The organism is Fusobacterium sp., assembly GCF_032477075.1.
GTDB lineage: Bacteria > Fusobacteriota > Fusobacteriia > Fusobacteriales > Fusobacteriaceae > Fusobacterium_A.
This window is the reverse complement of record NZ_JAWDXO010000021.1, coordinates 21038-47994: the sequence shown is the minus strand read 5'-3', so window position 1 is coordinate 47994 and position 26957 is coordinate 21038. Positions and strand designations below refer to the sequence as shown.

Sequence of the window (26957 nt, the reverse complement as noted above, 5' to 3'; positions counted from 1 at the left end):
TTATTCGATTAAATATATCTAATATGAAGCTAAAATAATTAATATTTTTTATTTTTTCAACAAATTTATCAAATTATAATTTCCTAAGAAATAAAAAAGCTGACTTGAAGTTTTTCTTCTTGTCAGCCTTTTTAATTAATTTTGTCCTATAGGATAATATTTAAAAATCTCTCTTACTTTTCTATCTTTTGTATAAACATTTCTCATATCAAAATAGTAGTTATCTTTCATCCTATCTTTAATATTGTCCATATTCATTCCTCTAAATTGATTCCACTCAGTCAGCAAAACAATACCATCTACATCATTAGCTACTGAATATTCATCTGCACAATATATTATGTTTTTTTCTATATCTGCTAATCTCCATCTTGCTTCCTTTATTCCCTCTGGACAATAAGCATGTATTTTTGCTCCATTTTTTACAAGTCCTCTTATTATATCTATACTTGGAGCTTCTCTCATATCATCTGTATCAGGCTTAAAAGAAAGCCCTAATATTCCTATTATTTTCCCTTTTACTCCATTCATTTTACTGATTATTTTATCTACCATCTTTCTTTTTTGTTTTTCATTTGCTTCAATAGCAGCTTTTATCACAAACATCTCCTCTCCATATTTATTAGCTATGTCCACAATAGCTTTTGTATCTTTTGGAAAACATGAACCTCCATATCCAGGTCCACAGTGCAAAAATTTTGGTGATATTCTTCCATCCATTCCCATTGCTCTTGCTATTTCCTGAGAATTAGAACCTACTTTTTCTGACAAAAGAGATATTTCATTGATAAAGGAAATTTTTACAGCAAGAAAAGCATTAGATGCATATTTTATCATTTCAGCAGTTTCTATATTGGTAAACATAAAAGGAGTTTCATTTATAAAAAGTACATCATATACCTTTTTCATTATTTCTTTTGCTTTATCTGTCTCATAACCTATTACTATTCTATCTGGTCTTAAACAATCTCCTACAGCTTTTCCTTCTCTTAAAAATTCAGGATTTGAAACTATATCAAACTCTATATTTTCTCCTCTTTTTTCCAGTTCCCTTTGAATATTCTCCCTTACTTTTTTTCCAGTTCCTACTGGAACTGTTGATTTATTTACAATAACTTTATATTTATCTATATATTTTCCAACATTAGCTGCTACATCCAGTACATAGTGCAGATCAGCTGAACCATCCAAAGCAGGAGGTGTTCCCACAGCTATAAATATGACTTCTGAATTTTCTACAGCATACTTCATATCTGTTGTAAATTCAATTCTTTTCCCTTTTATATTTTTCATTAAAAGTTCCTGAAGCCCATGTTCATATATAGGTACTTTTCCTTCTTTTAATGTTTTTATTTTATGTTCATCTATATCCATACATATTACTTTAGCACCAAATTCTGCCATTATCACACCTTGAACCAATCCAACATAACCTGTTCCTATAACTGAAATATTCATTATATTCTCCTTTGATCTTTATTAAAATTTTTAAACCAATCAATAAATTTTGTAATTCCATTTTTAAATTCTGTTGATGGATTATATCCTATTAATATTTTTGCCTTATTTATATCTGCATATGTTTTTTCAACATCTCCCATCTGTATAGGAAGTTTATCTATTTTTGCTTTTATTCCCAGTGTACTTTCTATTACCTCTACCATTTCTTTTAAAGATACCACATGAGATTCTCCTAAGTTTACTATTTCATAAACATTAGAATTACTCTTTAAATAATCAATAGATTTTTGTATTCCCTGTATAATGTCTTTTATATATGTATAATCTCTAAATGTATTTCCATCTCCATAAAAAGGAATTTTTTCACCTTCAAGTATCATTTTTGTGAACTTATAAATTGCCAGATCTGGCCTTTGTCTTTCTCCATACACAGTAAAAAATCTTAATTGAAACATATCTATGTTATATAATTTATGATACACATGTCCTATTACTTCACAGCTCTTTTTAGTTGCTGCATATGGAGAAATAGCAAAATCTACAATATCTGTTTCTTTGAAAGGAGATTTTTTATTATTTCCATATACAGATGATGATGAAGCCTGTATGAACTTTTTTATTCCTAATTTTTTACATATTTCCAGAATATTCATAGTTCCCCTAACATTAACTTCCTCATATTCTAAAGGTTTTTCTAAAGAAGGTCTTACTCCTGCCAAACCTGCTAAGTTAACTATAAATTCAGGTTTTTCTTTTTCAAATATCTTTTCCAGTTCATTCTTATCTCTGATATCACAATAATAAAGTTTATAGTTTTCACTTGAAGTATTCAATATAAGCTGTTTTATCTTTTCTTCTCTCTCTTTTAAACCAACTATGAAATCTAAGTTTTCCTCTTTATCAACAGATTCCAATACATTTCTGCATTTTATATCTAAAGAATAATATTCATCAAAATTATCTACAGCTATTATTTTGTTATTTGTTTTCAACAGTTCCTCTGTTAAATGCGAACCTATGAATCCTGCTGCTCCTGTTATCAAAATCTTCATTTACATCCTCCAATTTTTCCAGATAAAATAATTTTACTATATCATTATTTCCTCGAGTAAATATTTTTTTATCTGCTATAAAATAATCTTTAAATTTTTCCATATCTAATTCGTCATTTTCCAAAATAACAAGTTCATCTTTCAATAACATTTTTTCATCAAATTTCTTTATTTGCTTCCCAATATTCCACACATCTTCTATTTCAAAGTCTTCAGAATACACTTCCCATTGAATTGGGCTTTTCTTTGCCATACTTATTTTTGGAATATTTTTATCATTTTTTTCCCTAATTTCTCTTTCTATAAACCAGTTTGTAGTATTATTAGCTATGAGCATCAATATACCACTTCCTAATATAATATTTTTTACTCTTGCCTTATGGTTCTTTGCTATATACATCCAAAAGTAAAAAGGAATCATTATAGTTAAAACAATCAAAATATAGCTCAAAGAAATATCTTTCTTTATATATCTCCCTATCAAAAGAAAAATTGGTATTCCCAAAGACACTATCCAGATAAAAATACTTTGAATCTGAAAAAGTAATCTATCAGATTTTTTTAATTCATTCCAACTTTTTTGATAATAATAACTGCATGTAGAACTAACCATCAAACTTGAAGTTATATAGATGGGAATTCCATATCTTTTCTTTTTCATTTTTATTAAAGATAACAGTACCAGCACTAACAAATTCCATAAAAAAATAAAATCAAAAAACTTTTTATCCTCTGTCCTTTCCTTACTCCATTTTTTTATCATTCCAAATGCTGAGAAAAATATCCATATTCCCATATATATAAAATAATCCAGATAAAAAAATATTCCCTGTGTATGTTTTGAAGTCCAAGTATCTTTCTCTTTTTCCATTACATTTAAAAAAATCTCTTTATAATTTAATAGCACTAAAACTGGCCATATTCCTGATAAAAGAACTGTTGTTCCAAGCATTATCAAAATACCTCTCCAATTCTTTTTATATTTTTCTATTCCATAGACATATCCATATGAAATTATAAAAGGAACTGTCAAACCATATAAAGCTACTGGTCCTTTGCTCAATATGGAACAAGCTAAAAATATTCCACTTATAATAAAGCTGTTCATTTTTTCTTTTTTTATTCCAGCAGTGAAAAAAGCTACTGCTCCAAAAGCAAAAGCATAACTATACATATCCCAGCTATTTTCATTTCCTGTTTTTATCAGCATAAAAGTTGTAAGAGAAATAAATGCAGCTATAAAACTATACAAACTTTTTTCAGTTAATATTTTTACTAAATAATAAATAAGAAAAATCAGCATAACAGATATAATAGCTACAGGTATTCTCAATAAAAATTCATCTGTTGTATTATGAAATAATTTCATCATCCCAGCTGTTATCCATGTTGGTAGAGGTGGCTTTTCAAATCTTAAATTTCCATTTAATGTTGGTATCAGCCAATTTTCACTTTCTACCATTTCTCTAGCTGTTATAAAGTTTCTTGCCTCCATCAAGTCTGCATCTTTTACCCATAAGTTAGAAAAGAATGATATAATTGATAAAACCAAGATTATTAATGAATATTTCTTATCTTCACTAGACATATTAACTCCCTTTTTTCTTTATTAAATATATGTTTCTGGAATAAATAAACAGATTAGGTACTTGACCAAGGATAAAAACCGGATCTTTTCTATATAAGGCATAGCTCAGAAGAAGTGCACTCCCTCCTAGGCTAAATATCCAGAATGAAAATGGAATAACACTTTTTCCTATCTTCTCACTTGCTATCCATTGAACAATAAACCTCATTGAAAAAAAAATCTGCCCTATCATTCCTATTACTACAAAAAAATCCCAGTTTAAAAGTTTTTCCATTCTATTCTCCTCTTTCTAATACATATGAAAGTTTTCTTTTTTTCATCCATCTAACTGCAAAAGCATCTTTTAACCCTTTAAGCAATCTGTTAAAAACTCCATACTTAGACTGTCCATACTCTCTGTCATAATGCCTTACTGGTACTTCTATTACTTTAAAACCATTTATTTTAGAGAGAGTCGGTAAAAATCTGTGCATTCCTTCATAAAGGTAAAAAGTATCTACCACTTCTTTTTTAAATAATTTAAGTGGGCATCCTGTATCCTGTATATCATCTCCTGTAATTAAATTTCTTATTCTATTTCCTACAAAAGATGATATTTTTTTCTTTATTCCATCTTCTCTTGTAGCTCTTCTGCCATTTACCATGTCATAATCATTGATATATGCAAGAAGTATGTATATATCCTCTGGATTGGTCTGAAGATCTGAATCCATAGTTACTACAAGTTCTCCAGTACACACCTTAAAGCCTGCTGCTAAAGCTGCCGTCTGTCCATTATTTTTTGTAAAATGATGTACTTTCACATGACCATTTCTTTTTGCTTCCTTATCTAATATTTCTTTACTCCCATCTGTACTTCCATCATCTATTAAAATAATTTCATAAGAATTAAATCTTTTTTTCAATGCTTTTTCTACTTTTTCTATAAATCTTTTAATATTTTCTTTTTCATTATAAACAGGGGCAATAACTGAAATTCTTTCCATTTTTAATTCCTCCTTATTTTCTTTTTCATACTTATAATAAAATTAAAAAGTAAAAATATGGTAAAAATAAATATTATTTTTTTTTACTAAATATTAACTTTTTAATGTTAAAATATATTTAATAATCTTATATGAGGTGTATAATAAATGAAAAATATCTTGATAATAGAGGATGAAAAGAAAATAAGAAGATATCTGCAGCTGGAATTGGAACATGAAAAATACTCAGTTGATACAGCTCAAGATGGAGAAGAAGGAATAGAAAAATTTAAAAATAATTTCTATGATATTATTCTTCTTGATCTTATGATGCCAAAATTTTCTGGGGAAGAAGTATGCAGAATAATACGAAAAACTTCTGATATTCCTATCATCATTCTCACAGCTAAAGATCAAACATTAAATAAAGTAGAACTTTTAGATATGGGAGCTGATGATTACCTTACTAAACCCTTTGAAATTGAAGAATTATTTGCAAGAATAAGAGTTGCTTTAAGAAATAAATCTAATTTTATCAATACAGATTACATATATTATGATATATTGAAATTAGACCTTAAAACTAATGCTCTATACAAAAGTGAAAAAGAAATTTCTCTCACTAAAACTGAGTATAATCTTTTTCATTATCTTTTATTAAATAAAGAATTAGTTGTATCACGTGAAAAAATACTTAATGAAGTATGGGGATATGACTATATGGGCGAGGAAAAAATAGTTGATGTCTATATCAATGCTTTAAGAAAAAAAATTGATTATGATGAAAATAAGTTTATTCATACAGTAAGAGGCTTTGGATATGTATTAAAAAAAGAGGATAAAAAGAGAGGTTAAGGATGAAAAAATTATCAGATGAACTCCAAAAAAGTCATTATATTCTTGTATTTATATTCTCATTTTCATGTCTTGGTCTTCTGTACATATTTGCTTCATACATGATAAAAGTTTCAAGTGCAGATATAACAACAACAAATATATTCATAGACTATGAATTAAATGAATTTACTGAAAAATTAGAAAAAAATATTCCTATTGATGAATTATTTAAAGGAGCTCTGGAAGAATGTCCTAAAATAGATAATGTTTTTGTTATATTCACTTATCAGGGAAAAATATACTCCAATAGTGAAATATATCCAAAAGAATTACAATTAAAAGATCAAGATAAAATACAAAATATAGGTTTCTATGATTACCAATCTCTTCATAGAACAATTTATATTAATGGAATTGACCCTATTGATCTAAAAATAATAAAAGATCTCAAAGGAGATAAACTTATATTTTTTAGGTCTATAGGAATAGCGGGTGTATGGATTATTTTCACTTTGATTATTGGTATATACATATCAAAAAAATTCTATAACAAATTTATTCCTCCTTTAAGAAATATTCAGGAGATAACAAATAAAATTAATCTTGATTCCTTAGATACTGATGTAAAAACAGAAAATAATTTTATTGAATTTATTTCCATTATACATTCATATAAAAATATGCTCAACAGATTAAAAAAACAAACTGATGCTCAAATAGATTTTGTAAATAGTGCTTCTCATGAGCTCAAAACCCCTATCTTTATAATTGGAGGATATGTAGATTTAATAAAAAGATGGGGTGCATCTGACAAAAATATATTAATGGAGTCTTTAGATTCTATTGAAGATGAGACTAAAAATATGAGTATATTAGTTACTAAGCTTCTATTTCTAGCTAAAGATAATAAGGACAATCTTGATTTTCAAAAGATATTTATATCTGATGTTCTTAAAGAAATAATAGGACATCTCAAATTAGTATATCCAAAACAGGAAATAAATTTTATTCCAAATAATGTAATAATATATTCTGATCCTTACCTTATAAAACAGCTTTTTCTTAATTTAATGGAAAATGCTGTAAAATATGGATTGAATTATCCCATTGATATACTTGTATCCCAAAGCAATAATGTTACAATAACTATTGAAGATCACGGAATGGGAATAAGCAAAGAAGATGTGGAGCATATCTTTGACAGATTCTTCAGAGTTGATAAAGCAAGAAGCAGAAATATGGGAAGTCATGGATTAGGATTATCAATTGTTAAAAATATAATAGAAGTGTTGAAGGGTGACCTTGAAATAAAAAGTAAGCTAAATAAAGGAACTACTGTACATGTCACCTTACCTTTTTCACTAAAATAAAAAAGAGATTGACTTATAAGAAAAGTATAATTTTAGAAAATTTTTAAATTTCTAGAATTTATCTTAACTTTTTAGTCAATCTTCTTTTTTATATTTTTAATTATAGTAGTCACTTTTGTTGTCTTGATCTTGATTTTCAAAAGATATTTTCTCTCTTCTAGAAAGAATATACCACATTTTCATTCCAACAATCAATATAACCTGTATCCCATAAGCTGCAATTACTCCACTCAATCCATAATTTTTTATCATAGGGAATAAAACTCCCATATATATCAGATTAGCTATAAAGATTATTCTTGTTTCTACTTTTATATAACCTAATGAAAGGAAAAGAGGGTGTACTGCTATAAACACAGTTCCCAAAGATTTCATTATAATATATAAATTTATCTCAAATTTATAATTTAATACAAGTTCACTGAAAAATTTAGAAAAAAGATAAAAACCTACTATATTCAGTCCTACTATCATTACAGTACATACTCCTAAAAGAAGAACAGAGACTTTCAAAAATTTTCTAAATACCTCTTTAATATCTTTTTTTGCAATTGTTTCACAAAAATATGGATACAATGTTTGATAAATAGGAGTTCCTACTTTATCAAGGACAATAGCCACTGTTTTACAAATTTTATATATTCCCAGTTGCTCCAATGATAACATCTTTCCTATCAAAAGATTATCAAAATATTGTACAGGTATGTCTAAACTTGAATTTATATTAGTTAAACAAGTAAATTTAAAAAATTCTTTATTAAAACTAGACTTTTGAAAAATAAATCCAAGCAACTTTCTTTTTTTTAAAACTATTATTGCAAAAATATTTATTAATAATCCATTTAATATATTTGATGAAAGATATACAAAAACAAAATATCCTAAATCCAATTTTAGATAAAATCCAACTCCTAACATAATAAAATTATATATTGAAGTTATCACTCTTTGATTTCTCAGCATATCAAATCTATCAAAGCTTCTTAATATACCAATAGGTGTTCCTTGTATATTAAAAATTATATAAATAGAAAATATTACTAATAAAAACATTTCCTGAGGAGTAAAGTTATAAATTTTCTTTATCAGCATTCCTGCTGAATTTAATATGATAAAAGCTATTAGTGCAGTTACTATATCCAGAATATAACTAAATTTTATAAGTTTTTTTACTTCACTATCATCATCTTTTGCTGCTGGAAAAAATTTTATAAATCCCTGCCATGATTGAAAATTAAATATTCCATCTACCAACGAAGTTATCCCTTGTATCAGAACTATAAAACCATATTTCTCCATTCCTATACCTTTTGTCACAAAAGATATAGAAACAATTGAAAGTACTGATCCAATAGCATCACCACTGAATATATTGAGAAAATTTCTTACTAGTTTATCTTGCAGTAAATTTTTTAATCTATTCATTTTTCATTCCTTTAAAAATTAATCTTTTTATTAGCTATTTTCAGTATTTTCCATTCCTTAACAAACTTTAGCATTCCTGTGTAGATAAGAATATTTACTAATACTTTTTTTATTCCTCTGAAATGTTTAAATTCAAGAAAATATAATTTTTTTAAATCTTTCTTTTTACCCCAGCTTTTTCCCCACCAATGTATTCCATAAGTTTTTTCAGTTATTTTAGAATATTGAAACTCTTCTGTAAAATGATAAGGATAAAAATAATTAGATGGGTATATCTTTATAGCTGCCTCTTCAATATTTATTATTTCATTTTTTAATTCAAAAGAATATTTTTTCTTTAGTACTCTTGTTATTATAGATGGAATTGTATAAATAGGTTCATTCCATATATCTTGCTTGTAAAAATCCATTATATCTTTTACTACCTCATTATTTGGTACTGCTCCTATTATTCCTGCACTTATCACATCTTCACTTTCTAATCCAATGAAAAAGTCATCTTTTAAAAAGTCATCTAAACTTTTTATAATCTGCATATCAGTATCTAAATAAATACCTCCATTTTCATATAAAACTTTCATTCTAAAATAATCAGATAAAAAAGCCCAAAGTTTTCTTTCTAGACATTCCTTTAAAAAAGGATTTTCATCTATTTCATTTTGAAAATCTAAATTACTTTCATTCCATTCTATGATTTCATAATCTGGAAGTTTTTCCCTCCAAGAATTGATACATATATCCATCAAATTTGGCTTTGAATTATTCCCCAGCCATATATAATGCAGTTTTTTAGGTATCATATATTCTCCCTTTTTCTTAAAATTTTGGTATCTTCTGAACATTTGTTATTTGCTTTCCTAAAAGTTTTCTAAGCATATTAGGTATAAAAACTGAAAAAGATAAAAGGAATTCTTCAAATTCAAATTTTTTATTATTTTTTAATTCTCTGTAAAGTTCTTTATATCTTTTATGAGCTCTTTTCCAATCCCCTGCTCCATTGTATCTCTTATATACAACTACAGAGTAAAAACTTAGAATAAGTGCAGCCAGCACTTCCTTTCCCTTTACAGAATCCAGTTTTTTATATTCAGCAAAAAATTTTTCACATATACTTTCCAAAGAAATTATGCTTTTTTCTGAAACTTTATTCATTATACTACCAGTTCTCTGTCTATAAAAATAAAAAGCTCTATCGATATATCTCACTTTTTCAGCTTTCAAATACACCAAAGGAGTAAATTCACTGTCTTCATGAACTATATTTTCATTAAACCAGATATTATTTTTTAACAAAAACTCTCTTTTGTATATATCATCTACAACCTCTTCTCTGAAGCATTTAGGCTTTTGAAAAAGGTTCCAGAAAAAATCAATTCCATTTATTACTCCACTATTTTTTACTATATCTGATCTGAATAGAGAATCTCCTGTTTTTTCAGGAGTATAGTATCTCATGTTTCCTACCATAACATCCAGTTTATCTTTCTGCCCTTCTTTAAAAAATTTTTCAAATTCATCACTGTCTATAAAATCATCACTGTCTATAAATGATATATATTCTCCAGCAGCTGCTTTCATTCCTGCATTTCTTGCAGATGAAAGTCCGCCATTCTTCTTATCTATCAACACAGTTTTTTCAGTATACATCTCCTTAAATTTTTCCATAATTTTAAAACTGTTATCTTTTGATCCATCATTTACTAATATTATTTCCAGTTTTATATTTTTTATATTGTACAGGCTTTTCAGACATTCTTCCAAATAATCTTCTACATTATATATTGGAACAATTATACTCAGCTCCATCCTTTTCTCCTTTTATAGCTTTGAAATTTTATTTCTATAAATATCTATTATTATTTTTTCATCAAATTCTTTTAATATTTTTTCTCTGCCTTTTTTCCCCATTCTTTCTCTCTCTTCTTTGGGTAATTGAAGGAATTTTTCCATTTTTTCAGCAAGATCACTGCTGTCTTTTACATTTACTAAATAACCATTTTCTCCATCATCAACTATCTCTTTACACCCTGTTACATTTGTAGCTATTATTGGTTTTTCCATAGCTGCCCCTTCCATCAAAACTTTTGATATACCTTCTCTATATGATGGAAGAACCAGACAATCTATTTCTTTTATTACATTTTCAGGATAATCAACTGTTCCAAGATAATTTATAACTTTTTCTTCCTGAAGTTTGTTCATATATTCTTCAGTGATTCCAGATACAGCTTCTCCTCCTAATGCTCCTAAAAATTGAAATTCAACTCTATCTTCATATTTCTTTCTCAATACTCTTGCAGCTTCTTCATATTCTCTGAAGCCTTTATCAAAAAAAGCTCTGGCTACCATAAGAAATATAGTTTTATCATCTTTTCTTTCCATAGGCAATGGCTTAAATCTTTCACAATCTGTTCCCTCTCCTGGAAGTATAAATACTTTCTCTCTATTTCCAATTTTATTTTCAATAAGAGTTTCTTTATCATCTGAATTTAAAACCCATATCTCCTTTGAAAATTTTAATGAAAATCTATACAAAGCAATTGCTACCTTTGAAATAAGTCCTCCTTTTACAAAGGAATATCCCAATCCAGTCAATATTGCTACCGACTTCTTATTAGCCATTCTGGCAGCTATTGTTCCATATATATTAGGCTTAATTGTATAATGAAATATTATATCTGGATTTTCTTTTTTATATAGTTTATACAAATCATATGTCAATTTCATGTCTTCTACAGGATTTATCCCTCTTTTATTGAGAGTAATAGATACAGATTTTAATCCAGGTATAGCTTTTTCCATGTCTATTCTTCCATTATCTGGAGCTGCTGCTATCACTTCATGACCATCAGCAACTAATGCTTTTAATAACCCTCCCCTAAAGATATATATGTCCCACATATAGTTAGCTACAAAAAGTATCTTCATATTTCCATCCTTTAGCACTCTCAAAATAGTAGTGATATTTCTTTTCCATGTCCTTCATCTTTATATTTTGCTGCATCTTCTACTAGCTGCCATTTTTCAGCAGCACTTCTATGTTTTAAAAATATATTTTCATAGGTATAAATATCTTTATTTCCTATAAAACTTAATTGATTATTTATTCTGAAACAGCATATAAGAGCTGCTACAGCAACAATTCCTATTTTTACAGCAGGAGCTGTAGTTTTTTCTATAAGCATAGGTATTGCAAACCAATAAGAATAAACAAAAAGTATTCCAAATCTCAATGATATAACTGAAAGTTCAGAAGTATACAAAAACATAAATACATATAGATATGTACTATTTAAAAATATATTTCCATATCTTTTACTCACCAGATAATTACCTGCAAAAAATATTAATAAAAATATTACTATTCTTTCAGCATAAAAAAATGAGAATCCTAATGGAAAATCTGCTGGTATTATAGAAAGATATCCAGTTATTTTCTGTCCTATTCCTCCTGGTAGATAACTGCCAAATATTCTTATCCCATTAATTATTAATCTGACATCTGAAATATAATAAATATTTCCTAAAGCAAAAAGCCCCAGTATGAATTTTCTGTTCCATTTTATATTCAATATAAAATACATTGGAAAATATATTAAAGAACTGCTGTGAAACATCATTCCCAGTATATTTAAAGCAACAAATACCAATGGTTTTCTATCTTCAATATATTCTATTGAGCATAAAAACAGCAATATACTTTTTATATTTCTCATCATATCTATTTCAAGAGCTAGTCCATATATTCCAAAATATAAAAATAATGCAAATATTGGATACTTAGAATATCTTTTAAATATAAAATATATTAAAAGAAAATCAGTAACTGTATTTACAAAATTAAAAACTAAATAATTAGATGAAAAAGCTTTTATTACACTTGAATATAATTGAAATCCCAGTTCATATCCTGAAGAAAATATAGTTTTATAGTTTCCAGAAAACAACTGTAATATATTATCTATTTTTTCAAAATTAGGCTTATATGAGTACCAATCATAACCAAGATAGCCCCTTGTTCCAAAGAATACAACCAATATCAATATTGAAAGAATATATAATACTTTTTTTACTCTTTCATTTAAAGTTAATATATCTATTAAACTGCCTATGCCAAGGATTCCCAATATTATATAATATACCATCATTTTATCTCTTCAAAATCTCCTTATACAGCTTTATATATTCTTCTGCACTATTTTCTATACTATACTTTTTACTTTTTTCCAAGCACATCTCAGCTATATGATTATATAATTTCTTATCTTCTAGGTTCAATATTATTTTTGCTAATTCTTTAGGATCATTTGGACATATAATTCCGCCTCCACCTACTACATCAGCCAGTCCAGAAACATTACTTACTATTACAGGTTTTCCAGAAGCCATACCTTCGACAGCAGCCATACCAAAACCTTCAAAAAATGAAAACTGAATAATTATATCTGCTGTTTTCAAAAGTACAGGAATATCCTTTCTCTTTCCTAAAAATATTACTCTTGATTCTAGGTATTTTTCTTTTACAAAGTTTTTTACATCTTCTTCTAAAATTCCATCTCCAACAAATATCATTTTATATTTTTTAGGAAGATATTCCAAAGCTTCAGCTGCACCTTTTTGGTTTTTTGATTGATGAAATCTTGAAACCATCATTAAAATAATATCTTCTTTTTCTGCTCCAATTTCATCTCTGGGAATTGCAGTAGAATTTTCAAATACACTTAAATCTATACCATTAGGAATAACTGCATACTTTTCTTTTTTCCCTCCTACCCACTCATACAAGCTATTTTCAGTAGCATATGATATACTTACTATTTCCTCATATCCATTAAAAATAAACTTATCTATCATTCCTAAAATTTTATTATTTCTTCTTCTGTTTGATGTACTGTGCTCTGTAGTCAAGTATCTTCTATTTTTACTTCTGTCAAATAATCTTGCCATTCTAGTCCAGTATTGTGCATGAACCAGATGTACATGAACTATATCATAATTTACTGCTTTTATTTTTTTATTTATTTCAAAAATATTTAATGGTGATTTCTTAGAATTATACTTAGATACATATATTTTTATTCCTTTTTCCTCTAAATCTTTTTTAAATACTGCATTTACATCACTCAAGATCATGAGTTCAATACTATGACCTAATTTTTTTTGAGCTGGAAGCAATTCTGTGAGAAGTTTTTCTGCTCCTCCCAATTCTAAAGAGGTTATTATATGAAGTATTTTCATTTATTTCCTCCTGTAAATCTGTAATATTTACTTTGGATAAGTCTTATTATAAATTTTATTTTATTAGATAAAGGAAGATTGTATTTCAACATTTCTCTATAATAAAATTCAAATCCCCTTGGATTTTTTTTCATAAGAGTATTAAAATTTTTAGTATAGCCATCATCTAAATACTCAAAAAAATATATTCCTTCATCTATATATCTCATTTTATATTCTTCACCTATTTTAATCCAAACACTAGCTTCTGGAATAAATTTTTCTCCTTCAAATTCCTTAAAAGGATTCTTTTTAATAATATTAGTTTTAAACACTTCAGCTTTATCTCCATCTATTCCCAATTTATATACTATTTCTACTGGTGATGAATCTATTCTATACTGAGGATATGGTTTTCCTGTAATTTTTCCACTTGTCATATCTATTTTTCTAAATATCATCCCACCTAAATTTTCAGGAAGATTCTTAGCTTCTTTTATTATAATCTCTATACAATTATCTGTAATATAGTCATCACTGTCAACTATGAAAAAATACTCTCCTTGTGCTATTTGTACCCCACGATTAACAGCTCTCATTTTTCCACTATTTTTCTGATATTCATATATAATATCTATAACCTTTTCTTCAATAAAATCTGTTACAAGTTCTTTTGTTCCATCATTAGACCCATCATCTACAACTATCCACTGAAATTCTTTTGCAGTTTGTCTTTTAAGACTTTCATAAAGTCTTAAAAGTGTGTCTTTTCTATTATATGAAGGTGTAAAAATTGTAATCATATTATCTTCCTTTTCCAAAAATTACTGTTTTTAGTGTAAGAATCATAATTACTATATCTAAATAAAGACTATGATGCTTTATATAGTAAAGATCGTACTCAAGTTTTCTTCTGGCATCTTCTACACTTGCACCATATGGATACATTACCTGTGCCCATCCTGTCAATCCTGGTTTTACCATATGCCTTAAATTATAGTATGGTATCTGCTTTTCAAGTTCCTTAATAAAAACCATTCTTTCTGGTCTAGGACCAATAAAGCTCATTTCTCCTTTTATAACATTAAGAAGCTGAGGAAGTTCATCTATTCTTGTTTTTCTCATTATATTTCCAAATTTGGTAACTCTTGGATCATTTTGTTGTGCCCATTTAGCTCCATCTTTTTCAGCATCATTTCTCATACTTCTAAATTTATGCACTTTAAATTCTTTTCCATTTTCTCCAACCCTATCCTGACTATAAATTATTGGTCCTGGACTTTCTAGTTTTACTATAATAGCTGCTATTGCCATTATTGGAAGAGTCACTGTGCCTATTGCTACTGCCATTCCTAAATCAAATATTTTCTTTACTCTATTCTGTATTTGACTATGGAGAATTTTAAAACCATAAGCTTGAAGCAACCACTCTTCATCTATAAATTCTACATCTATCTTTTCTTCATTTTCAAGCATATAATCTGAATAACTTTTTACTTCTATTCCTGAAAGTTTCAAATTCAATACTTCTTTTATCTCCTCTTTTGTAAGTTTCAATTTAGTAAGTATCAAAATAGATATTCCATTTTTTTCTATAAATTCTGTAAGTGATTCCTCTCTCTTGCATTCATCTATATACTCATATTCAGAAAATTTAGAAAGACTTTCCATTATTCTTTTCTTCATCTCTCCATTCCCATATGTAGTCACCTTTTTTATTTCAAAAGTTATTATACTTATTATTGTACTTATTAATATTTGAGATGCTGTAAAAATAAGCATAAATGGTATGATTGAAAAATCCCATATATCAATAAACCATACAAAGAATGCTAAAAAATTCAATATCAGTATTATTACAAATCTTTTATTACTGTAATAATATCTTTTAAATTCCATATTGTCTGTAATATACAGCCCTAAAATAATGAATGTAAATACTCCTAAAGAATAGACAGGTATCCCTATTTCAAAGATAAAGAAATATCTACACAATAAAAATATCACACCTAATAATGTTATATATATCAATTTTAATGTTGTACTTTTTTCTTGTTCCATTTTTATCTCCCTTTATTCTTGAAAAAGTTCTATTCTTTTTCCTGATAATATACTATTGTCTTCGAAACTATTTTTATCATAATAAAGTCTTGCCTTGAAAAGCTCATGTCCACTATCTTTTCCTATTTCAGAAAAAACTCCACTTGGGTAAGCTTTATCACTGAATCCATAAACTATAAGAATATTATTCTTTTTTGGAAGATATTGATTATTTCTAAACAGCACTCCATTTTTCCAGTTTTCATCTAATTTTATTCTATTATTATCTTGAATATTTATTATTTTACCAAGTATATCAAATTCAAAAATAAGGTTATCATCTATTGCTTCCCAATTTCCTTTTTCATTTCTATCAAGAAGTGATTTTTTAATGACAGGTGAAACTATTAAAAGATATCTGATATTTGCATTAGAATCAAATATAAATGGAAGTGATTCATCTTTTGTATTAAAAGATACAAGATTCATTCCCTGTTCTATACTTCCATCAACTTTTTTTTCTATCACAACTGCTGGAAGACTATCATCAATCAATGATGTCTCTATTGTAATATTTTTATTTTTAAAAATATTTCCATTATTCATTTTTAAGAATACCTTATTAACAGCTTTAGGATACAGTCCTATTATTGGAATTTCTCCATTTGCTCTTACTTTTGTTTTATAGGTATAATCTGGACTTCCTTCTTTTCCTTCAATAGTTATTGTTACATCATTTCCTACTGCTTCATTTTCTATTTTTACTATTGCAGAAAGTGGTGTTCTTCCATATGGATTTAATTTTATAAAGGGACTATCAAAAGTATAATACTTTTCTCTATACTGCTTTTCAAGTTCTACATCACTATTTTTATCTAAAAGATAAAACTCCCCAAAAGATGACATTTTTTTATAATCTATATTTTTTAAATTCTTATCTATTATTTCTTTCAATTCAGGTGATACAAGAGTCATTTCATCAATCCCCTTACTTATGGCAACTACTTTTTTCATATCATCTAATATAAGAGTTGAATTAAAGAAATCTTCTTCATATTTTTTAAAATTATTTATATCTTCCACTTTAAATTCCATAAGAGAGACCACTTCTGCATTTCCAGATATTATGTTGTTTAATTTATTTAATTGCTCTCCATTTAAAGTTTTTATAATATCTGAAATTTCTTTATCTGGAAATAATTTCATAATTTTATCTTTTATCTTTAAAATATCTGGTATTTTATTTTCATTTTTATTTACTTCATCATAATTAAAGTTAGGGTATTTTTTTTCTAAATAATTTTTAAATTCCACTGACAAAACTTCTATTTCTCCAAATCCTCTGCTTATATTAGCAATTTTTACAGCCTCTTCTTGATTTATATCTGGAGAAAAATATTTATCTGAAGTATATTTACTTCCATCTTTTGCATTTAAAGCATCTACCACTTCAGGGAAATTTAAACTTTCTTTTAATATTTCTAATTTTTCCATTGATAATCTATTCATTATTGAATTAAAATTTTTATCACTAATTTTTTTCTCTATTTCTTTTTTTAATTTTTTACTTTGACTCTCTTTATATGTCATTACTAGGCTTGGACTATTTGACAGTTTCTCCATTATTTTCTCCTTAGAAATATATAGAAGTATTCCTAATCCAATGATACAAACTGAAAAGCCTATGATTAATTTTTCCTTTCTATTTATCAACATTTCTAATCTCCTCTTTTCATTAAAACTTTATCCATATATTATAATAAGAAATTGATATAAAATCCACATTATTTTTTATATAAATATTCCCACTAGAAAAAAACTCCATTTTTATATGCAAATTTCTACTTCTTTTTTAATTCTACTTATCCTTTTTTATATTTTTCTTTGATATGTGACCATTTTACTTTATAATATAAAAAATTACATTAAATGATTGGAGATGAATAATGAATTATTTCTTTTTGGTGTTTTCAACTTTTTTCTTTTTATTAAACTTTTTTGTTATAAGAATTACTTTAAAATATGTTGTTTCAAATGATAAAAAAATTTTTTTTCTCATTTTTTTTCTATCTTTAGCACTTCTTTTTTATTTGTATAGATTTTTGGGTTCTCATTTTTCTTACTCACTAAATAAGATTGTATCTTATATCATTTATTATTATCTGGCATTTTTAATCTATGCCTCAATCCTATTCATCTTAGCCTCTGTAGTTACTATGATTTTTAGATATAAGTTAAATATAAATCTATATAAAGTATCCTTAGTCCTTGTTCCTATAATTTTATTGGCTGGAACTTTTTATAAACATCATACTATTATAAAAAAATATGATATTAAATTAGATAAAAATTATAACATTGAACCTCTTAATATTGTTTTAGTATCTGATATTCATCTTGGATATATAAATGGAAATTCCTCTTTTATAAAAATGAAAAATATTATAAATTCTTTAAATGCTGACATTGTTCTTATAGCTGGTGATCTCATAGATATGGATTTAGAACCAGTTTTAGAAAAAAATATGCTTGATGAATTAAGCAGTATAAAAACTAAGTATGGAATTTATTTTGCTTTAGGTAATCATGATATTTATGGAAAAAAAGCTGCCCTTCTTACTGAAACATTAAAAGAAAAAGGAGTCATTGTTCTTAGAGATGAACAAATACTTGTTGATGATAAAATATATATAGCTGGAAGAGATAATTTTTCAAAGATACCTCTCAAAGATATCATAGGTGATCATTCTGACAAACCAGTTATTTTGATACAGCATACTCCTGACACAATTGAAGAAACTGTAGAGAATAAAATAGATCTGCAAGTTTCTGGCCACACACATAAAGGGCAGTTTTTTCCTGGAAGACTTTTTACAAAACGAATTTTTCTAATAGATTATGGACATAAAAAAATATCTGACAGCAATATTTTGGTTTCATCAGGATATGGAACTTGGGGACCCCCTATAAGAATAGGAAGCTCTTCTGAAATATGTCTTATTAAATTCTATAACTAATATTAAAAACTTTTCTTTAGTTTCCTTTGAAGAAAAGTTTTTTTATTCTTTAAATTTTCTTCTCAAAATTAAATAACAGCTGTCTTTTATCATTTTATATAATTTATATTTTTGTTATTTTATATTTTTTTGACTTTTTAGATTTTTTTTTAAAATATACTTGGTTCATAATATATTCATGCTGTTTAAAAACGAAAAAAATTCAAAATTTAATATTTTTTGTTTGCTCTTCTCTAAGTAGCATCAATTAATATTTTAAAAAGATTTTTATGTACTTTTTACTTTTTTATATGAATTTTTAATTTGTTATCATTACATTTTATTGTTATAATAATTTTATAAAGAAATATTATATAGATTTTATTTTAACAATTTAGAATATAATTTATCTTAATTTCTAAAAAATAAATTTCTTTTTATTTTCAGGGAGGCAAAAATGATAAATTCACAAACAATAAAAAATGCTAAAGCTGGTAATGAAAGTGCCATACAGGAGATATTTTCCTCTTTTAAAAGTATTCTTCAATTAAAAACAAAAAATTACTTTTTCTATGGTGGAGATAAAGAAGATGTTCTTCAAGAGGCAATGATAGGTCTTTTAAAGGCAATAAATGCATACGATGAAACTAAAAATGCATCTTTTACTACTTTTGCTATTTTATGTATAAAGCGTCAATTAATTACAGCTATTAAAAGTTCTAATTCTGGTAAAAATAAAATATTAAATATGGCTATGTATAGTCCTGAAACTGAAGATAATTCAAATATAGTTTATGAATCTAAATCTTTTAATTTTTATAACCCAGAAGAAATTTATCTAAGCAAAGAAAGATTCAGGCTCTTAAATCAATATCTTAAAAGTAATCTAAGCAAAATGGAAAATGAAATATTTGAATATATGCTTTCTGAAATGACTTATACTGAAATTGCTAAAAAAACTGGAAGAGATCCAAAATCAGTGGATAACAGCATACAGCGTATTAAGAAAAAACTTAATATTTTCTTAAAGGAATATGATTGCATACAATAATATTATTATATAAATATCATATCAATTAAAAAAAGTCCGATTTAATAAATCAGACTTTTTTTAATTCAAATATTTTTTTATTATTGCACAATCTCCAGAAGGAATCATATTTCCATATATAATCTTATTTCCTTCCAACATTACAAAACATTGAATGTCTTCATTCTCTTTATGAAACAGTATAGCTATTTTCCCTTTTCCATTTTCATCTAAAAATTCTTCGCTTATAATGATTTTATATTCTTTAGCAAAATATTCAACTCTAGCTTCAAATATTTGAATAGCTTCCTCTTTACTAGCAAAAAGTCCTACCACATGGCTATGATTATCATATTTTACTATTCCTCCTTCTATTATTTCTTGATTTTCTGCAAAAATAGAAAAATTTATCATTAATATAAAAAGCAATATTATTTTTTTCATAACTTCCCCCATATCTTAATCAATCTACTTAAATAATTACAAAATATTATAGCAATCATATACAACAATATTAAAATCTTTTGTTTTTATTATTCTATTTATATAATTTTTTCCTTTATAATAAAAAATAAACTTATTATTGAATAAATCATCTTACTAGAAAATAAATATTATAAAAAAATTATTTAAAGTAGATCTCAACATGATACTATATTTAAAGATAAATAGCAAGATTAAATTTAATTTTTTTAGACTTTTTTAAATATTAACATTTGATTTATATAAAAAATATTTTATTTTCAAATTATTTGTGTTATAATACATTTATCTTATATTCATATAATTTTTTAACTTTTTTTATTTTAAAAATTACTACTACAAACAAAAAAGCTCTTCATAGAGCTTTTTTGTTTTAAAGATATAATTTTAAAAAAGTTTTTATAATAAAAAATAGACTTAATTTTAGAAAACTAAAATTAAAATCTATTTCAAATTATTACCTGTTTGGTGCGAAGAGAGAGACTTGAACTCTCACGTCTGGGACACTAGATCCTAAGTCTAGCGCGTCTGCCAATTCCGCCATCCTCGCATATCTATTAAATTTACTGGTGCCGCTTATCGGAGTCGAACCAATCACCTACTGATTACAAGTCAGTTGCTCTACCAGATGAGCTAAAGCGGCATATATAATAATGGCGGGAGTGACGAGGGTCGAACTCGCGACCTCCTGCGTGACAGGCAGGCGCTCTAACCAACTGAGCTACACCCCCACTATTTTTATTAAATTGGTGGTCACAATAGGACTTGAACCTATGACCCCCTGCTTGTAAGGCAGGTGCTCTCCCAACTGAGCTATGCGACCTATGGTGGTACCCCGTAGGGGAATCGAACCCCTGTTGCCAGAGTGAAAATCTGATGTCCTTACCACTGAACGAACGGGGCATCTTTTATGGTGCGTCATACAGGATTTGAACCTGTGACCGCCTGATTAAGAGTCAGATGCTCTACCAACTGAGCTATTCCCGCAGACAAGAATTATAGTACCATAATCTGTATTTTATGTCAAATATTTTTTTATTTTTTTATAAAAAATTTCGTATCTAAAAGTAATCTCATAATCAAGACAAATCTCTCTTTATTTTTCATATATAAAGGGATAATTATCTGTTTTCTGTCTACTGTTATGATATCTAAAACTACTTGAAGATTTTTTCCTATTTTTTTTTCTTCCAGTGTACAGCTATCTATATCAGCCAATGATAATACTAACTTTTCTCCTATTAATATCTTTTTTTCTGTATCTATTATAACTTTATATGAAAAGGTAGTTCTTAGCTGTTTTATTCCTAAAAATAAAAAAACTAATGCGAATACTCCTGGCATCACTTTTACATTTTCATTAACCGCCAAATATCCTTGAAAAAATCCTGCCAATATCAATGGAATACCTATTCCTGCTCCTGAAACTATTTTCTTAGCTTCTACAGAAAACTTTTCTATTTTTTTCATTTCTATATTACTTTTTGAATTTATACTTTTTATAAAATCTTCATAAAACAGCATCTAGCATTCTCTCCTTTATATTTAATTTCCTTTATTATACCACAAATCAATCATTTTTATACTGTAAATATAGATTTCTCTTTATTATCTTTATTATCTTTATTATCTTTATTACTATTTTTCAATTATATTCCATTGCTTTTTTATAAAAAAAATCATATAATTTATTATGAGAGTTTATTTTTGGTTTTTATTCAGCATTCTATATTTTGACTAAAGGGAGAGATAGATGGCTAAAAATACTAACAATGTTGATATAAGTTATTATATAAAGTTATATGAAATTCTTAAAGCAGAAATAATAAAGAAAAACGCTCCCAACTCCAAATTTTATTCTATCAGACAAATTGGAATAAAATATAATACAAATATTAATACAGTTTTAAAAGTATTTAAAATGTTAGAAAGAGATGGATATATCTTTTCTGAAAAAGGAAAGGGATTCTTTATAAAAGAACACTCAAATCTTTCTATTCGTGAAGAATTAGTTCCTATAATGGAAAGTTTTCATTTCGGACAAACTAATACAGAAGAAATAAATTTTTCCAATGGAAGCCCTCCAAATGATTATTTTCCAGATAAAATATATCAAAAATTAATAGATAAAGCTCTGAAAAATTATGGTTCATCACTATTAGGATATCAAGATGTACAAGGTTTAGAAAGCCTTCGTATACTTTTAGCAGATCATTTAGAAGAAAGAGATATCTTTGTTAACAAAGATAATATAATAATTACATCAGGAACTCAGCAATCTCTGGTTATACTATTAAAAACCTTTAGTGGTTCATCTTTAAAAACTGTTGCTATCTCCAGCCCTACATATCCTAATGCACTAAATCTATTAAAAGATATGTGCAATATAAAAACTTTTGATTTAAAAAATGATGGTTGGAATTTAGTAGAATTTGAAAAAATTTTAAAAAAAGAAAGAATTCACTTTGTATATATAATGACTAACTTTCAGAATCCTACTGGTATAAGCTGGTCAGAAGAAAAAAAGAAAAAAATTTTAAAACTTGCTCATGAATACAATTTTTATATTATTGAAGATGATTGTTTTTCTGAATTTTACTATACCAAAAGAGTTGAGCCATTAAAAGTATTGGATCAGACTGGCAATGAAAAAGTTATTTATATCAAAACTTATTCGAAACTTCTTATGCCTGCCATTGGTCTTGCATATATGATTCTGCCTCCTGCAATTATGCAGAAAGCTATTTTGACTAAATACAGCCTAGATCATAGTACTTCTGGTTTGAATCAAAAAGTATTAGAATATTTTATAGATGATAAATATCTTGATAATCATGTAAAAAATTTAAAAAAAATATTTAAAGCTAAACATCGCAGAATTCTTGAACTATTATCTGAAGTCCCACATATAACAATATTAAATAAATCTAAAGGTGGATTTTTTGTCTGGATACAATTAGCTGATTATATAAATGAAGAAAAATTTTATCACAAATGCAAATTAAGAGGTGTTTCTATTCTTCCAGGAAATATTTTTTATCATGATAAACGTTCTTCTGGCAAAATAAGATTAAGTTTTATTTCTCCTTCTCTGGAAGAATTAGAAGAGGGTGTAAAAATTATGAAAGATATTTTAATTCATTGTGATTTTTAAATACTAAAGAGAGAGCATGATAGCTCTCTCTTTATTTTTACCTTAATATAGGGTTATCTTAATATCCTTTTATCAATTCTGAATTGATAGTTTTAAATGTTCCTGTAAAGAATCTCAGTACTTTTGGTTCATAATCCCATTTCAACCCACTTATATCTTTTCTTCTGTTATATAAATCTATTACTGCATCTGCTACAAAATCCAAATGTGCATATGTATATACTCTTCTTGGTATTGTTAGTCTTATTGTTTCTAATTTTGGATGATGATCTTTCCCCGTCACTACATCTCTTCCTGCTGATATAATTCCTCTTTCCATTGTTCTTACTCCCGATGTTTCATACAGCGCTGCTGCCAATGATTGTGCTGGAAATTCATCCTGTGTTAAGTGATCTAAAAATGCTCTTGCATCTACGAATATTGCATGTCCTCCAAATGGTTTTACCATTGGTACTCCTGCTGCTTCTAATTTCTCTCCAAGATATCTGATCTGATTTACTCTATAGCTTATATATTCATACTGAACTGATTCTGTTATACCTATTGCCATAGCTTCCATATCTCTTCCTGCAAGTCCACCATATGATGGCATTCCTTCAAATTGAACTACCATTCCTGTTGCTCTTACATATAGATCATGGTCATTCATACATAGGAATCCACCTATATTGGTAATACAGTCCTTCTTACCAGACATTGTACATCCATCTCCATATGAAAACATTTCATGAACTATTTCTTTTATAGTTTTATCTTGATATCCTTCTTCTCTTTCTTTTATGAAATAAGCATTCTCAACACATCTTGTTGCATCAAACATTACCATTATTCCATTTTTATGTGCTAACTCAGATACAGCTTTTATATTTCCCATTGATACTGGCTGCCCTCCAGCTAGATTTACTGTTACAGCAAGACATATATATGGTATTTTATCTGCTCCAACTTCATCTATTAATGCTTGGAATTTTTTTAGATCTATATTTCCTTTAAACGGAAGATCAGCTGTTGGATCATGTGCTTCATCTATAATAACATCTCTAAAAGTAGCCCCATTTCTCTCTTGATGGAATCTTGTAGTTGTAAAATACATATTCCCTGGTACATAATCTCCTGGTTTTATTGTAAGAGATGAAAGGATATTTTCTGCTCCTCTACCTTGATGTGTAGGAACTAAATATTTAAAACCAAAATATTCTCTCACTACTTCCTGTAAATGATAGAAGTTTCTGCTTCCAGCATATGCTTCATCTCCAAGCATAAGTCCAGCCCATTGTCTATCACTCATTGCATTAGTTCCTGAGTCTGTTAAAAGATCAATATAACATTCTTCTGATTTTAATAAGAAAGTATTATACCCTGCTTCTTTTATTGCTACCTTTCTAGCTTCCTTATCCAAAGTTCCCATATGTTCTACCATTTTGATTTTAAAAGGTTCTGGCATAAATTTTCTTTTCTCCATAATTTTTCCTCCTTATTTGATATATGATATTTTATTTTATGTTTATAAACTATTTCTTATATCTTAAATTATTTCCTGTACCTCTACTGTTTCTTCCTTTATCTCTGTCTTTACATCTTTTTTCTTCATAAAGTTAAGTTCATAATCTCTTAATGATTCTATTGCCTGTCCTGATAATGGTATTATTGCCATCATATTAAAGACTGTCATAAGTCCTACTCCTAAATCTCCTAATTCCCACACAAATGTATATTGTGCAAGCCCTCCTGCAAAAAGCATTCCCAGAGCAAATATTTTATATATATTTTGTGATTTCCAATTATCTCCAAAGACATAGGCTACATTTCCTCTTGCATAGAACATTATTCCGAGGAAAGTACTGAAACTGAATAAGAAAAGTATTACTGCTATAAATATTACTCCTGCCTGTCCTATATGATGATTCATTGCTGCCTGTAAAAGATCCATTCCCATTAATCCTTTAGTTACACTTTCAGGTGCAAGAAGCATTATGAAAGCTGAACAGCTGCATATCATCAATGTATCTATAAATACTCCTAAAGCCTGTATTAATCCTTGCTTTACAGGATGAGTTACATCTGCTGCTGCTGCTGCACATGGAGCTGATCCCGATCCTGCTTCATTAGAAAACAATCCTCTTTTCACTCCCTGCATCAATATAGCACCAAAACCTCCAGCTACTGCCTGTCTGAACCCAAAAGCCTGTACAAATATATTTTCTAACATTTGAGGCAGAAGACCTATATTCTTTATTATTATGAACAATGTTACTGAGAAATACAATATAGCCATTGCTGGAACTACTTTATTAAGAACATCTACTATTCCAGCATTTTTGAATAACACAATTCCTGATATAACTACTAAAGCTATTGTTGTATACATTGGTGGAAAGTTAAACGCATTTGCAAAAGATTGGCTTACTGAATTTGCAATAACCTGGCTTATTCCTGCCCAGCAAAGTAATCCAGAAAGTGCAAATAATACTCCTAAAAGTCTGAATCTAGTCCCTCTAGTGTAATATTTTTTACCATCAATAGATGTATATTTAGAAGTTCCTTTAATATCATTAATATACTCATCCTCTTCTTTTACCCAAGTTATTATTCTCATTCTATCCATAAAATAAGCAGGACCACCTCTGAATCCTCCATATAGCGGATCTTTTTCCTTATATATCTGAGCCAGTGTAGATTCTATAAATGCACTTGAAGCTCCTATCAATGCTGCCAACCACATCCAGAATATTGCTCCAGGTCCTCCAAAAGAAATTGCTGCTACCACTCCTGCCAGATTTCCCATTCCTACTCTTGAAGCTGTGGCTATGAACAAAGCTTGCAGTCCAGATATTGAATCTTTATTAGTAGAACTTTTAGGTTCCAATATACACTTTACCATTTCTGGAAATAATCTAAATGGAAGAAACTTGGTTTTTAATGTAAAGTATATTCCTATTGGTATAAGTATTACTACCAAAAGACTTAATTCAACTATAGTTTCTCCAACATTTACTGTTATGAGTTTACCCCACAACAATCCATTTACTGAAAGTACCATATTCTTAAGCGAGCCAATTAAACTTTCAAACATCAATACACCTCCTGATTTTTTTACTCTATAGTTATTTTTCTTTTTTGCTAAGAAAAAAATAGATTTTTTTTAATTATGATCTATTCTACCAGTAACATTCAGAAAGTTTATGATATAATATATTTTTATTTGTCCCTATCATCTCTTTCTTGATATAAGTTTAGTATAAAAACAGAATATTTACAACCGTTTCAAAACAAAACCGTTATATAACAACCTGTATTTCTTTTGAAGTTGCTTCTTTACTTAATTCAAAGAAATTATTT

The 26957-nt window shown here is 27.4% G+C and carries 23 protein-coding genes and 5 tRNA genes; 5 read left to right on the top strand and 23 right to left on the bottom strand.

Going from position 1 to position 26957, the window contains the following annotated elements; genetic code table 11:
* Positions 1-135: 135 nt before the first annotated feature.
* Genes E6771_RS09850 through E6771_RS09830 form a run of 5 tightly spaced genes read right to left on the bottom strand, consistent with a single transcriptional unit; the run spans position 136 to position 5087 of the window.
* On the bottom strand, positions 136-1458 hold the full coding sequence (locus E6771_RS09850; RefSeq protein WP_316091145.1) for a UDP-glucose/GDP-mannose dehydrogenase family protein: 1323 nt from the start codon (positions 1456-1458) through the stop codon (positions 136-138).
* Positions 1458-2513: a GDP-mannose 4,6-dehydratase gene (locus E6771_RS09845; RefSeq protein WP_316091144.1), complete on the bottom strand. Its 1056-nt coding sequence runs from the start codon at positions 2511-2513 to the stop codon at positions 1458-1460. Before E6771_RS09845 ends, E6771_RS09850 begins: the two co-directional genes overlap by 1 nt.
* Complete coding sequence (locus E6771_RS09840; protein ID WP_316091143.1) at positions 2440-4101, bottom strand: ArnT family glycosyltransferase; 1662 nt, start codon at positions 4099-4101, stop codon at positions 2440-2442. Before E6771_RS09840 ends, E6771_RS09845 begins: the two co-directional genes overlap by 74 nt.
* 1 nt (position 4102) lies before the next feature.
* Positions 4103-4375 (bottom strand): lipid-A-disaccharide synthase N-terminal domain-containing protein, encoded by a 273-nt coding sequence (locus E6771_RS09835; protein WP_316091142.1) that lies wholly within the window; start codon positions 4373-4375, stop codon positions 4103-4105.
* 1 nt (position 4376) lies between these two features.
* Entirely contained in the window at positions 4377-5087 is a 711-nt protein-coding gene (locus tag E6771_RS09830) for a glycosyltransferase family 2 protein (RefSeq protein ID WP_316091140.1), read from the bottom strand.
* Positions 5088-5234: 147 nt separating this feature from the next.
* On the opposite strand from E6771_RS09830, the gene E6771_RS09825 reads away from it, so the two are divergent.
* Positions 5235-5921, top strand: a complete 687-nt coding sequence (locus E6771_RS09825) for a response regulator transcription factor (protein ID WP_316091139.1) — start codon at positions 5235-5237, stop codon at positions 5919-5921.
* 2 nt (positions 5922-5923) lie between these two features.
* Positions 5924-7273: a HAMP domain-containing sensor histidine kinase gene (locus E6771_RS09820; protein ID WP_316091138.1), complete on the top strand. Its 1350-nt coding sequence runs from the start codon at positions 5924-5926 to the stop codon at positions 7271-7273.
* A 96-nt stretch (positions 7274-7369) separates the two neighbouring features.
* Here E6771_RS09820 and E6771_RS09815 read toward each other — a convergent pair whose 3' ends face one another.
* The 9 genes from E6771_RS09815 to E6771_RS09775 are packed head-to-tail and all read right to left on the bottom strand — an operon-like array spanning position 7370 to position 17671.
* Entirely contained in the window at positions 7370-8698 is a 1329-nt protein-coding gene (locus E6771_RS09815) for a lipopolysaccharide biosynthesis protein (protein ID WP_316091137.1), read from the bottom strand.
* Between the two features lie 11 nt (positions 8699-8709).
* Positions 8710-9498 carry a glycosyltransferase gene (locus E6771_RS09810; RefSeq protein WP_316091136.1) on the bottom strand — a complete coding sequence of 263 codons (789 nt, stop codon included), beginning with the start codon at positions 9496-9498 and terminating at the stop codon, positions 8710-8712.
* Between the two features lie 16 nt (positions 9499-9514).
* Positions 9515-10504 (bottom strand): glycosyltransferase, encoded by a 990-nt coding sequence (locus tag E6771_RS09805; RefSeq protein ID WP_316091135.1) that lies wholly within the window; start codon positions 10502-10504, stop codon positions 9515-9517.
* 12 nt (positions 10505-10516) lie between these two features.
* The gene (locus tag E6771_RS09800) at positions 10517-11626 is read right to left on the bottom strand and encodes a glycosyltransferase family 4 protein (RefSeq protein WP_316091134.1); all 1110 of its coding nucleotides are present in this window, start codon (positions 11624-11626) and stop codon (positions 10517-10519) included.
* Positions 11627-11646: 20 nt separating this feature from the next.
* The gene (locus E6771_RS09795; protein WP_316091133.1) at positions 11647-12846 is read right to left on the bottom strand and encodes an EpsG family protein; all 1200 of its coding nucleotides are present in this window, start codon (positions 12844-12846) and stop codon (positions 11647-11649) included.
* A 1-nt stretch (position 12847) separates the two neighbouring features.
* Entirely contained in the window at positions 12848-13936 is a 1089-nt protein-coding gene (locus E6771_RS09790; RefSeq protein ID WP_316091132.1) for a glycosyltransferase, read from the bottom strand.
* Entirely contained in the window at positions 13933-14718 is a 786-nt protein-coding gene (locus E6771_RS09785) for a glycosyltransferase family 2 protein (protein ID WP_316091131.1), read from the bottom strand. Before E6771_RS09785 ends, E6771_RS09790 begins: the two co-directional genes overlap by 4 nt.
* A 1-nt stretch (position 14719) precedes the next feature.
* Complete coding sequence (locus tag E6771_RS09780) at positions 14720-15976, bottom strand: exopolysaccharide biosynthesis polyprenyl glycosylphosphotransferase (protein ID WP_316091130.1); 1257 nt, start codon at positions 15974-15976, stop codon at positions 14720-14722.
* A gap of 12 nt (positions 15977-15988) precedes the next feature.
* Complete coding sequence (locus E6771_RS09775; protein WP_316091129.1) at positions 15989-17671, bottom strand: aryl-sulfate sulfotransferase; 1683 nt, start codon at positions 17669-17671, stop codon at positions 15989-15991.
* Between the two features lie 500 nt (positions 17672-18171).
* Between E6771_RS09775 and E6771_RS09770 the strand changes: the two genes are divergently transcribed.
* Both E6771_RS09770 and E6771_RS09765 read left to right on the top strand, forming a co-directional pair.
* Positions 18172-18972 carry a metallophosphoesterase gene (locus tag E6771_RS09770; protein WP_316091128.1) on the top strand — a complete coding sequence of 267 codons (801 nt, stop codon included), beginning with the start codon at positions 18172-18174 and terminating at the stop codon, positions 18970-18972.
* A 436-nt stretch (positions 18973-19408) separates the two neighbouring features.
* Positions 19409-20002, top strand: coding sequence for a sigma-70 family RNA polymerase sigma factor (locus E6771_RS09765; protein ID WP_316091127.1), 594 nt, complete (start codon positions 19409-19411; stop codon positions 20000-20002).
* 60 nt (positions 20003-20062) lie between these two features.
* Here E6771_RS09765 and E6771_RS09760 read toward each other — a convergent pair whose 3' ends face one another.
* From E6771_RS09760 to E6771_RS09730, 7 genes are all read right to left on the bottom strand, one after another.
* Complete coding sequence (locus E6771_RS09760) at positions 20063-20425, bottom strand: hypothetical protein (protein ID WP_316091126.1); 363 nt, start codon at positions 20423-20425, stop codon at positions 20063-20065.
* 505 nt (positions 20426-20930) lie between these two features.
* A tRNA-Leu gene (locus E6771_RS09755) sits at positions 20931-21014 on the bottom strand.
* 17 nt (positions 21015-21031) lie between these two features.
* Positions 21032-21107: transfer RNA gene (locus tag E6771_RS09750), tRNA-Thr, on the bottom strand.
* An 11-nt stretch (positions 21108-21118) separates the two neighbouring features.
* A tRNA-Asp gene (locus E6771_RS09745) sits at positions 21119-21195 on the bottom strand.
* 16 nt (positions 21196-21211) lie between these two features.
* Positions 21212-21287 (bottom strand) — tRNA-Val (locus tag E6771_RS09740).
* Positions 21288-21292: 5 nt separating this feature from the next.
* Positions 21293-21367, bottom strand: a tRNA-Glu gene (locus E6771_RS09735).
* A 132-nt stretch (positions 21368-21499) separates the two neighbouring features.
* Positions 21500-21988 carry a hypothetical protein gene (locus tag E6771_RS09730; RefSeq protein WP_316091125.1) on the bottom strand — a complete coding sequence of 163 codons (489 nt, stop codon included), beginning with the start codon at positions 21986-21988 and terminating at the stop codon, positions 21500-21502.
* Positions 21989-22217: 229 nt separating this feature from the next.
* Between E6771_RS09730 and E6771_RS09725 the strand changes: the two genes are divergently transcribed.
* The gene (locus tag E6771_RS09725; RefSeq protein ID WP_316091124.1) at positions 22218-23618 is read left to right on the top strand and encodes a PLP-dependent aminotransferase family protein; all 1401 of its coding nucleotides are present in this window, start codon (positions 22218-22220) and stop codon (positions 23616-23618) included.
* Positions 23619-23676: 58 nt separating this feature from the next.
* Here the strand turns inward: E6771_RS09725 and E6771_RS09720 are convergent, their stop codons facing one another.
* The gene (locus tag E6771_RS09720; RefSeq protein ID WP_316091123.1) at positions 23677-25080 is read right to left on the bottom strand and encodes a tyrosine phenol-lyase; all 1404 of its coding nucleotides are present in this window, start codon (positions 25078-25080) and stop codon (positions 23677-23679) included.
* 63 nt (positions 25081-25143) lie between these two features.
* Complete coding sequence (locus E6771_RS09715; RefSeq protein WP_316091122.1) at positions 25144-26691, bottom strand: alanine/glycine:cation symporter family protein; 1548 nt, start codon at positions 26689-26691, stop codon at positions 25144-25146.
* Positions 26692-26957: the final 266 nt, after the last annotated feature.

What these genes read in the sequence shown, in the direction of transcription:
- E6771_RS09850 (WP_316091145.1), bottom strand. Translation starts at nt 1,458, where the DNA reads ATGAATATTTCAGTTATAGGAACAGGTTATGTTGGATTGGTTCAAGGT.
- E6771_RS09845 (WP_316091144.1), bottom strand. Translation starts at nt 2,513, where the DNA reads ATGAAGATTTTGATAACAGGAGCAGCAGGATTCATAGGTTCGCATTTA.
- E6771_RS09840 (WP_316091143.1), bottom strand. Translation starts at nt 4,101, where the DNA reads ATGTCTAGTGAAGATAAGAAATATTCATTAATAATCTTGGTTTTATCA.
- E6771_RS09835 (WP_316091142.1), bottom strand. Translation starts at nt 4,375, where the DNA reads ATGGAAAAACTTTTAAACTGGGATTTTTTTGTAGTAATAGGAATGATA.
- E6771_RS09830 (WP_316091140.1), bottom strand. Translation starts at nt 5,087, where the DNA reads ATGGAAAGAATTTCAGTTATTGCCCCTGTTTATAATGAAAAAGAAAAT.
- E6771_RS09825 (WP_316091139.1), top strand. Translation starts at nt 5,235, where the DNA reads ATGAAAAATATCTTGATAATAGAGGATGAAAAGAAAATAAGAAGATAT.
- E6771_RS09820 (WP_316091138.1), top strand. Translation starts at nt 5,924, where the DNA reads ATGAAAAAATTATCAGATGAACTCCAAAAAAGTCATTATATTCTTGTA.
- E6771_RS09815 (WP_316091137.1), bottom strand. Translation starts at nt 8,698, where the DNA reads ATGAATAGATTAAAAAATTTACTGCAAGATAAACTAGTAAGAAATTTT.
- E6771_RS09810 (WP_316091136.1), bottom strand. Translation starts at nt 9,498, where the DNA reads ATGATACCTAAAAAACTGCATTATATATGGCTGGGGAATAATTCAAAG.
- E6771_RS09805 (WP_316091135.1), bottom strand. Translation starts at nt 10,504, where the DNA reads ATGGAGCTGAGTATAATTGTTCCAATATATAATGTAGAAGATTATTTG.
- E6771_RS09800 (WP_316091134.1), bottom strand. Translation starts at nt 11,626, where the DNA reads ATGAAGATACTTTTTGTAGCTAACTATATGTGGGACATATATATCTTT.
- E6771_RS09795 (WP_316091133.1), bottom strand. Translation starts at nt 12,846, where the DNA reads ATGATGGTATATTATATAATATTGGGAATCCTTGGCATAGGCAGTTTA.
- E6771_RS09790 (WP_316091132.1), bottom strand. Translation starts at nt 13,936, where the DNA reads ATGAAAATACTTCATATAATAACCTCTTTAGAATTGGGAGGAGCAGAA.
- E6771_RS09785 (WP_316091131.1), bottom strand. Translation starts at nt 14,718, where the DNA reads ATGATTACAATTTTTACACCTTCATATAATAGAAAAGACACACTTTTA.
- E6771_RS09780 (WP_316091130.1), bottom strand. Translation starts at nt 15,976, where the DNA reads ATGGAACAAGAAAAAAGTACAACATTAAAATTGATATATATAACATTA.
- E6771_RS09775 (WP_316091129.1), bottom strand. Translation starts at nt 17,671, where the DNA reads ATGTTGATAAATAGAAAGGAAAAATTAATCATAGGCTTTTCAGTTTGT.
- E6771_RS09770 (WP_316091128.1), top strand. Translation starts at nt 18,172, where the DNA reads ATGATTTTTAGATATAAGTTAAATATAAATCTATATAAAGTATCCTTA.
- E6771_RS09765 (WP_316091127.1), top strand. Translation starts at nt 19,409, where the DNA reads ATGATAAATTCACAAACAATAAAAAATGCTAAAGCTGGTAATGAAAGT.
- E6771_RS09760 (WP_316091126.1), bottom strand. Translation starts at nt 20,425, where the DNA reads ATGAAAAAAATAATATTGCTTTTTATATTAATGATAAATTTTTCTATT.
- E6771_RS09730 (WP_316091125.1), bottom strand. Translation starts at nt 21,988, where the DNA reads ATGCTGTTTTATGAAGATTTTATAAAAAGTATAAATTCAAAAAGTAAT.
- E6771_RS09725 (WP_316091124.1), top strand. Translation starts at nt 22,218, where the DNA reads ATGGCTAAAAATACTAACAATGTTGATATAAGTTATTATATAAAGTTA.
- E6771_RS09720 (WP_316091123.1), bottom strand. Translation starts at nt 25,080, where the DNA reads ATGGAGAAAAGAAAATTTATGCCAGAACCTTTTAAAATCAAAATGGTA.
- E6771_RS09715 (WP_316091122.1), bottom strand. Translation starts at nt 26,691, where the DNA reads ATGTTTGAAAGTTTAATTGGCTCGCTTAAGAATATGGTACTTTCAGTA.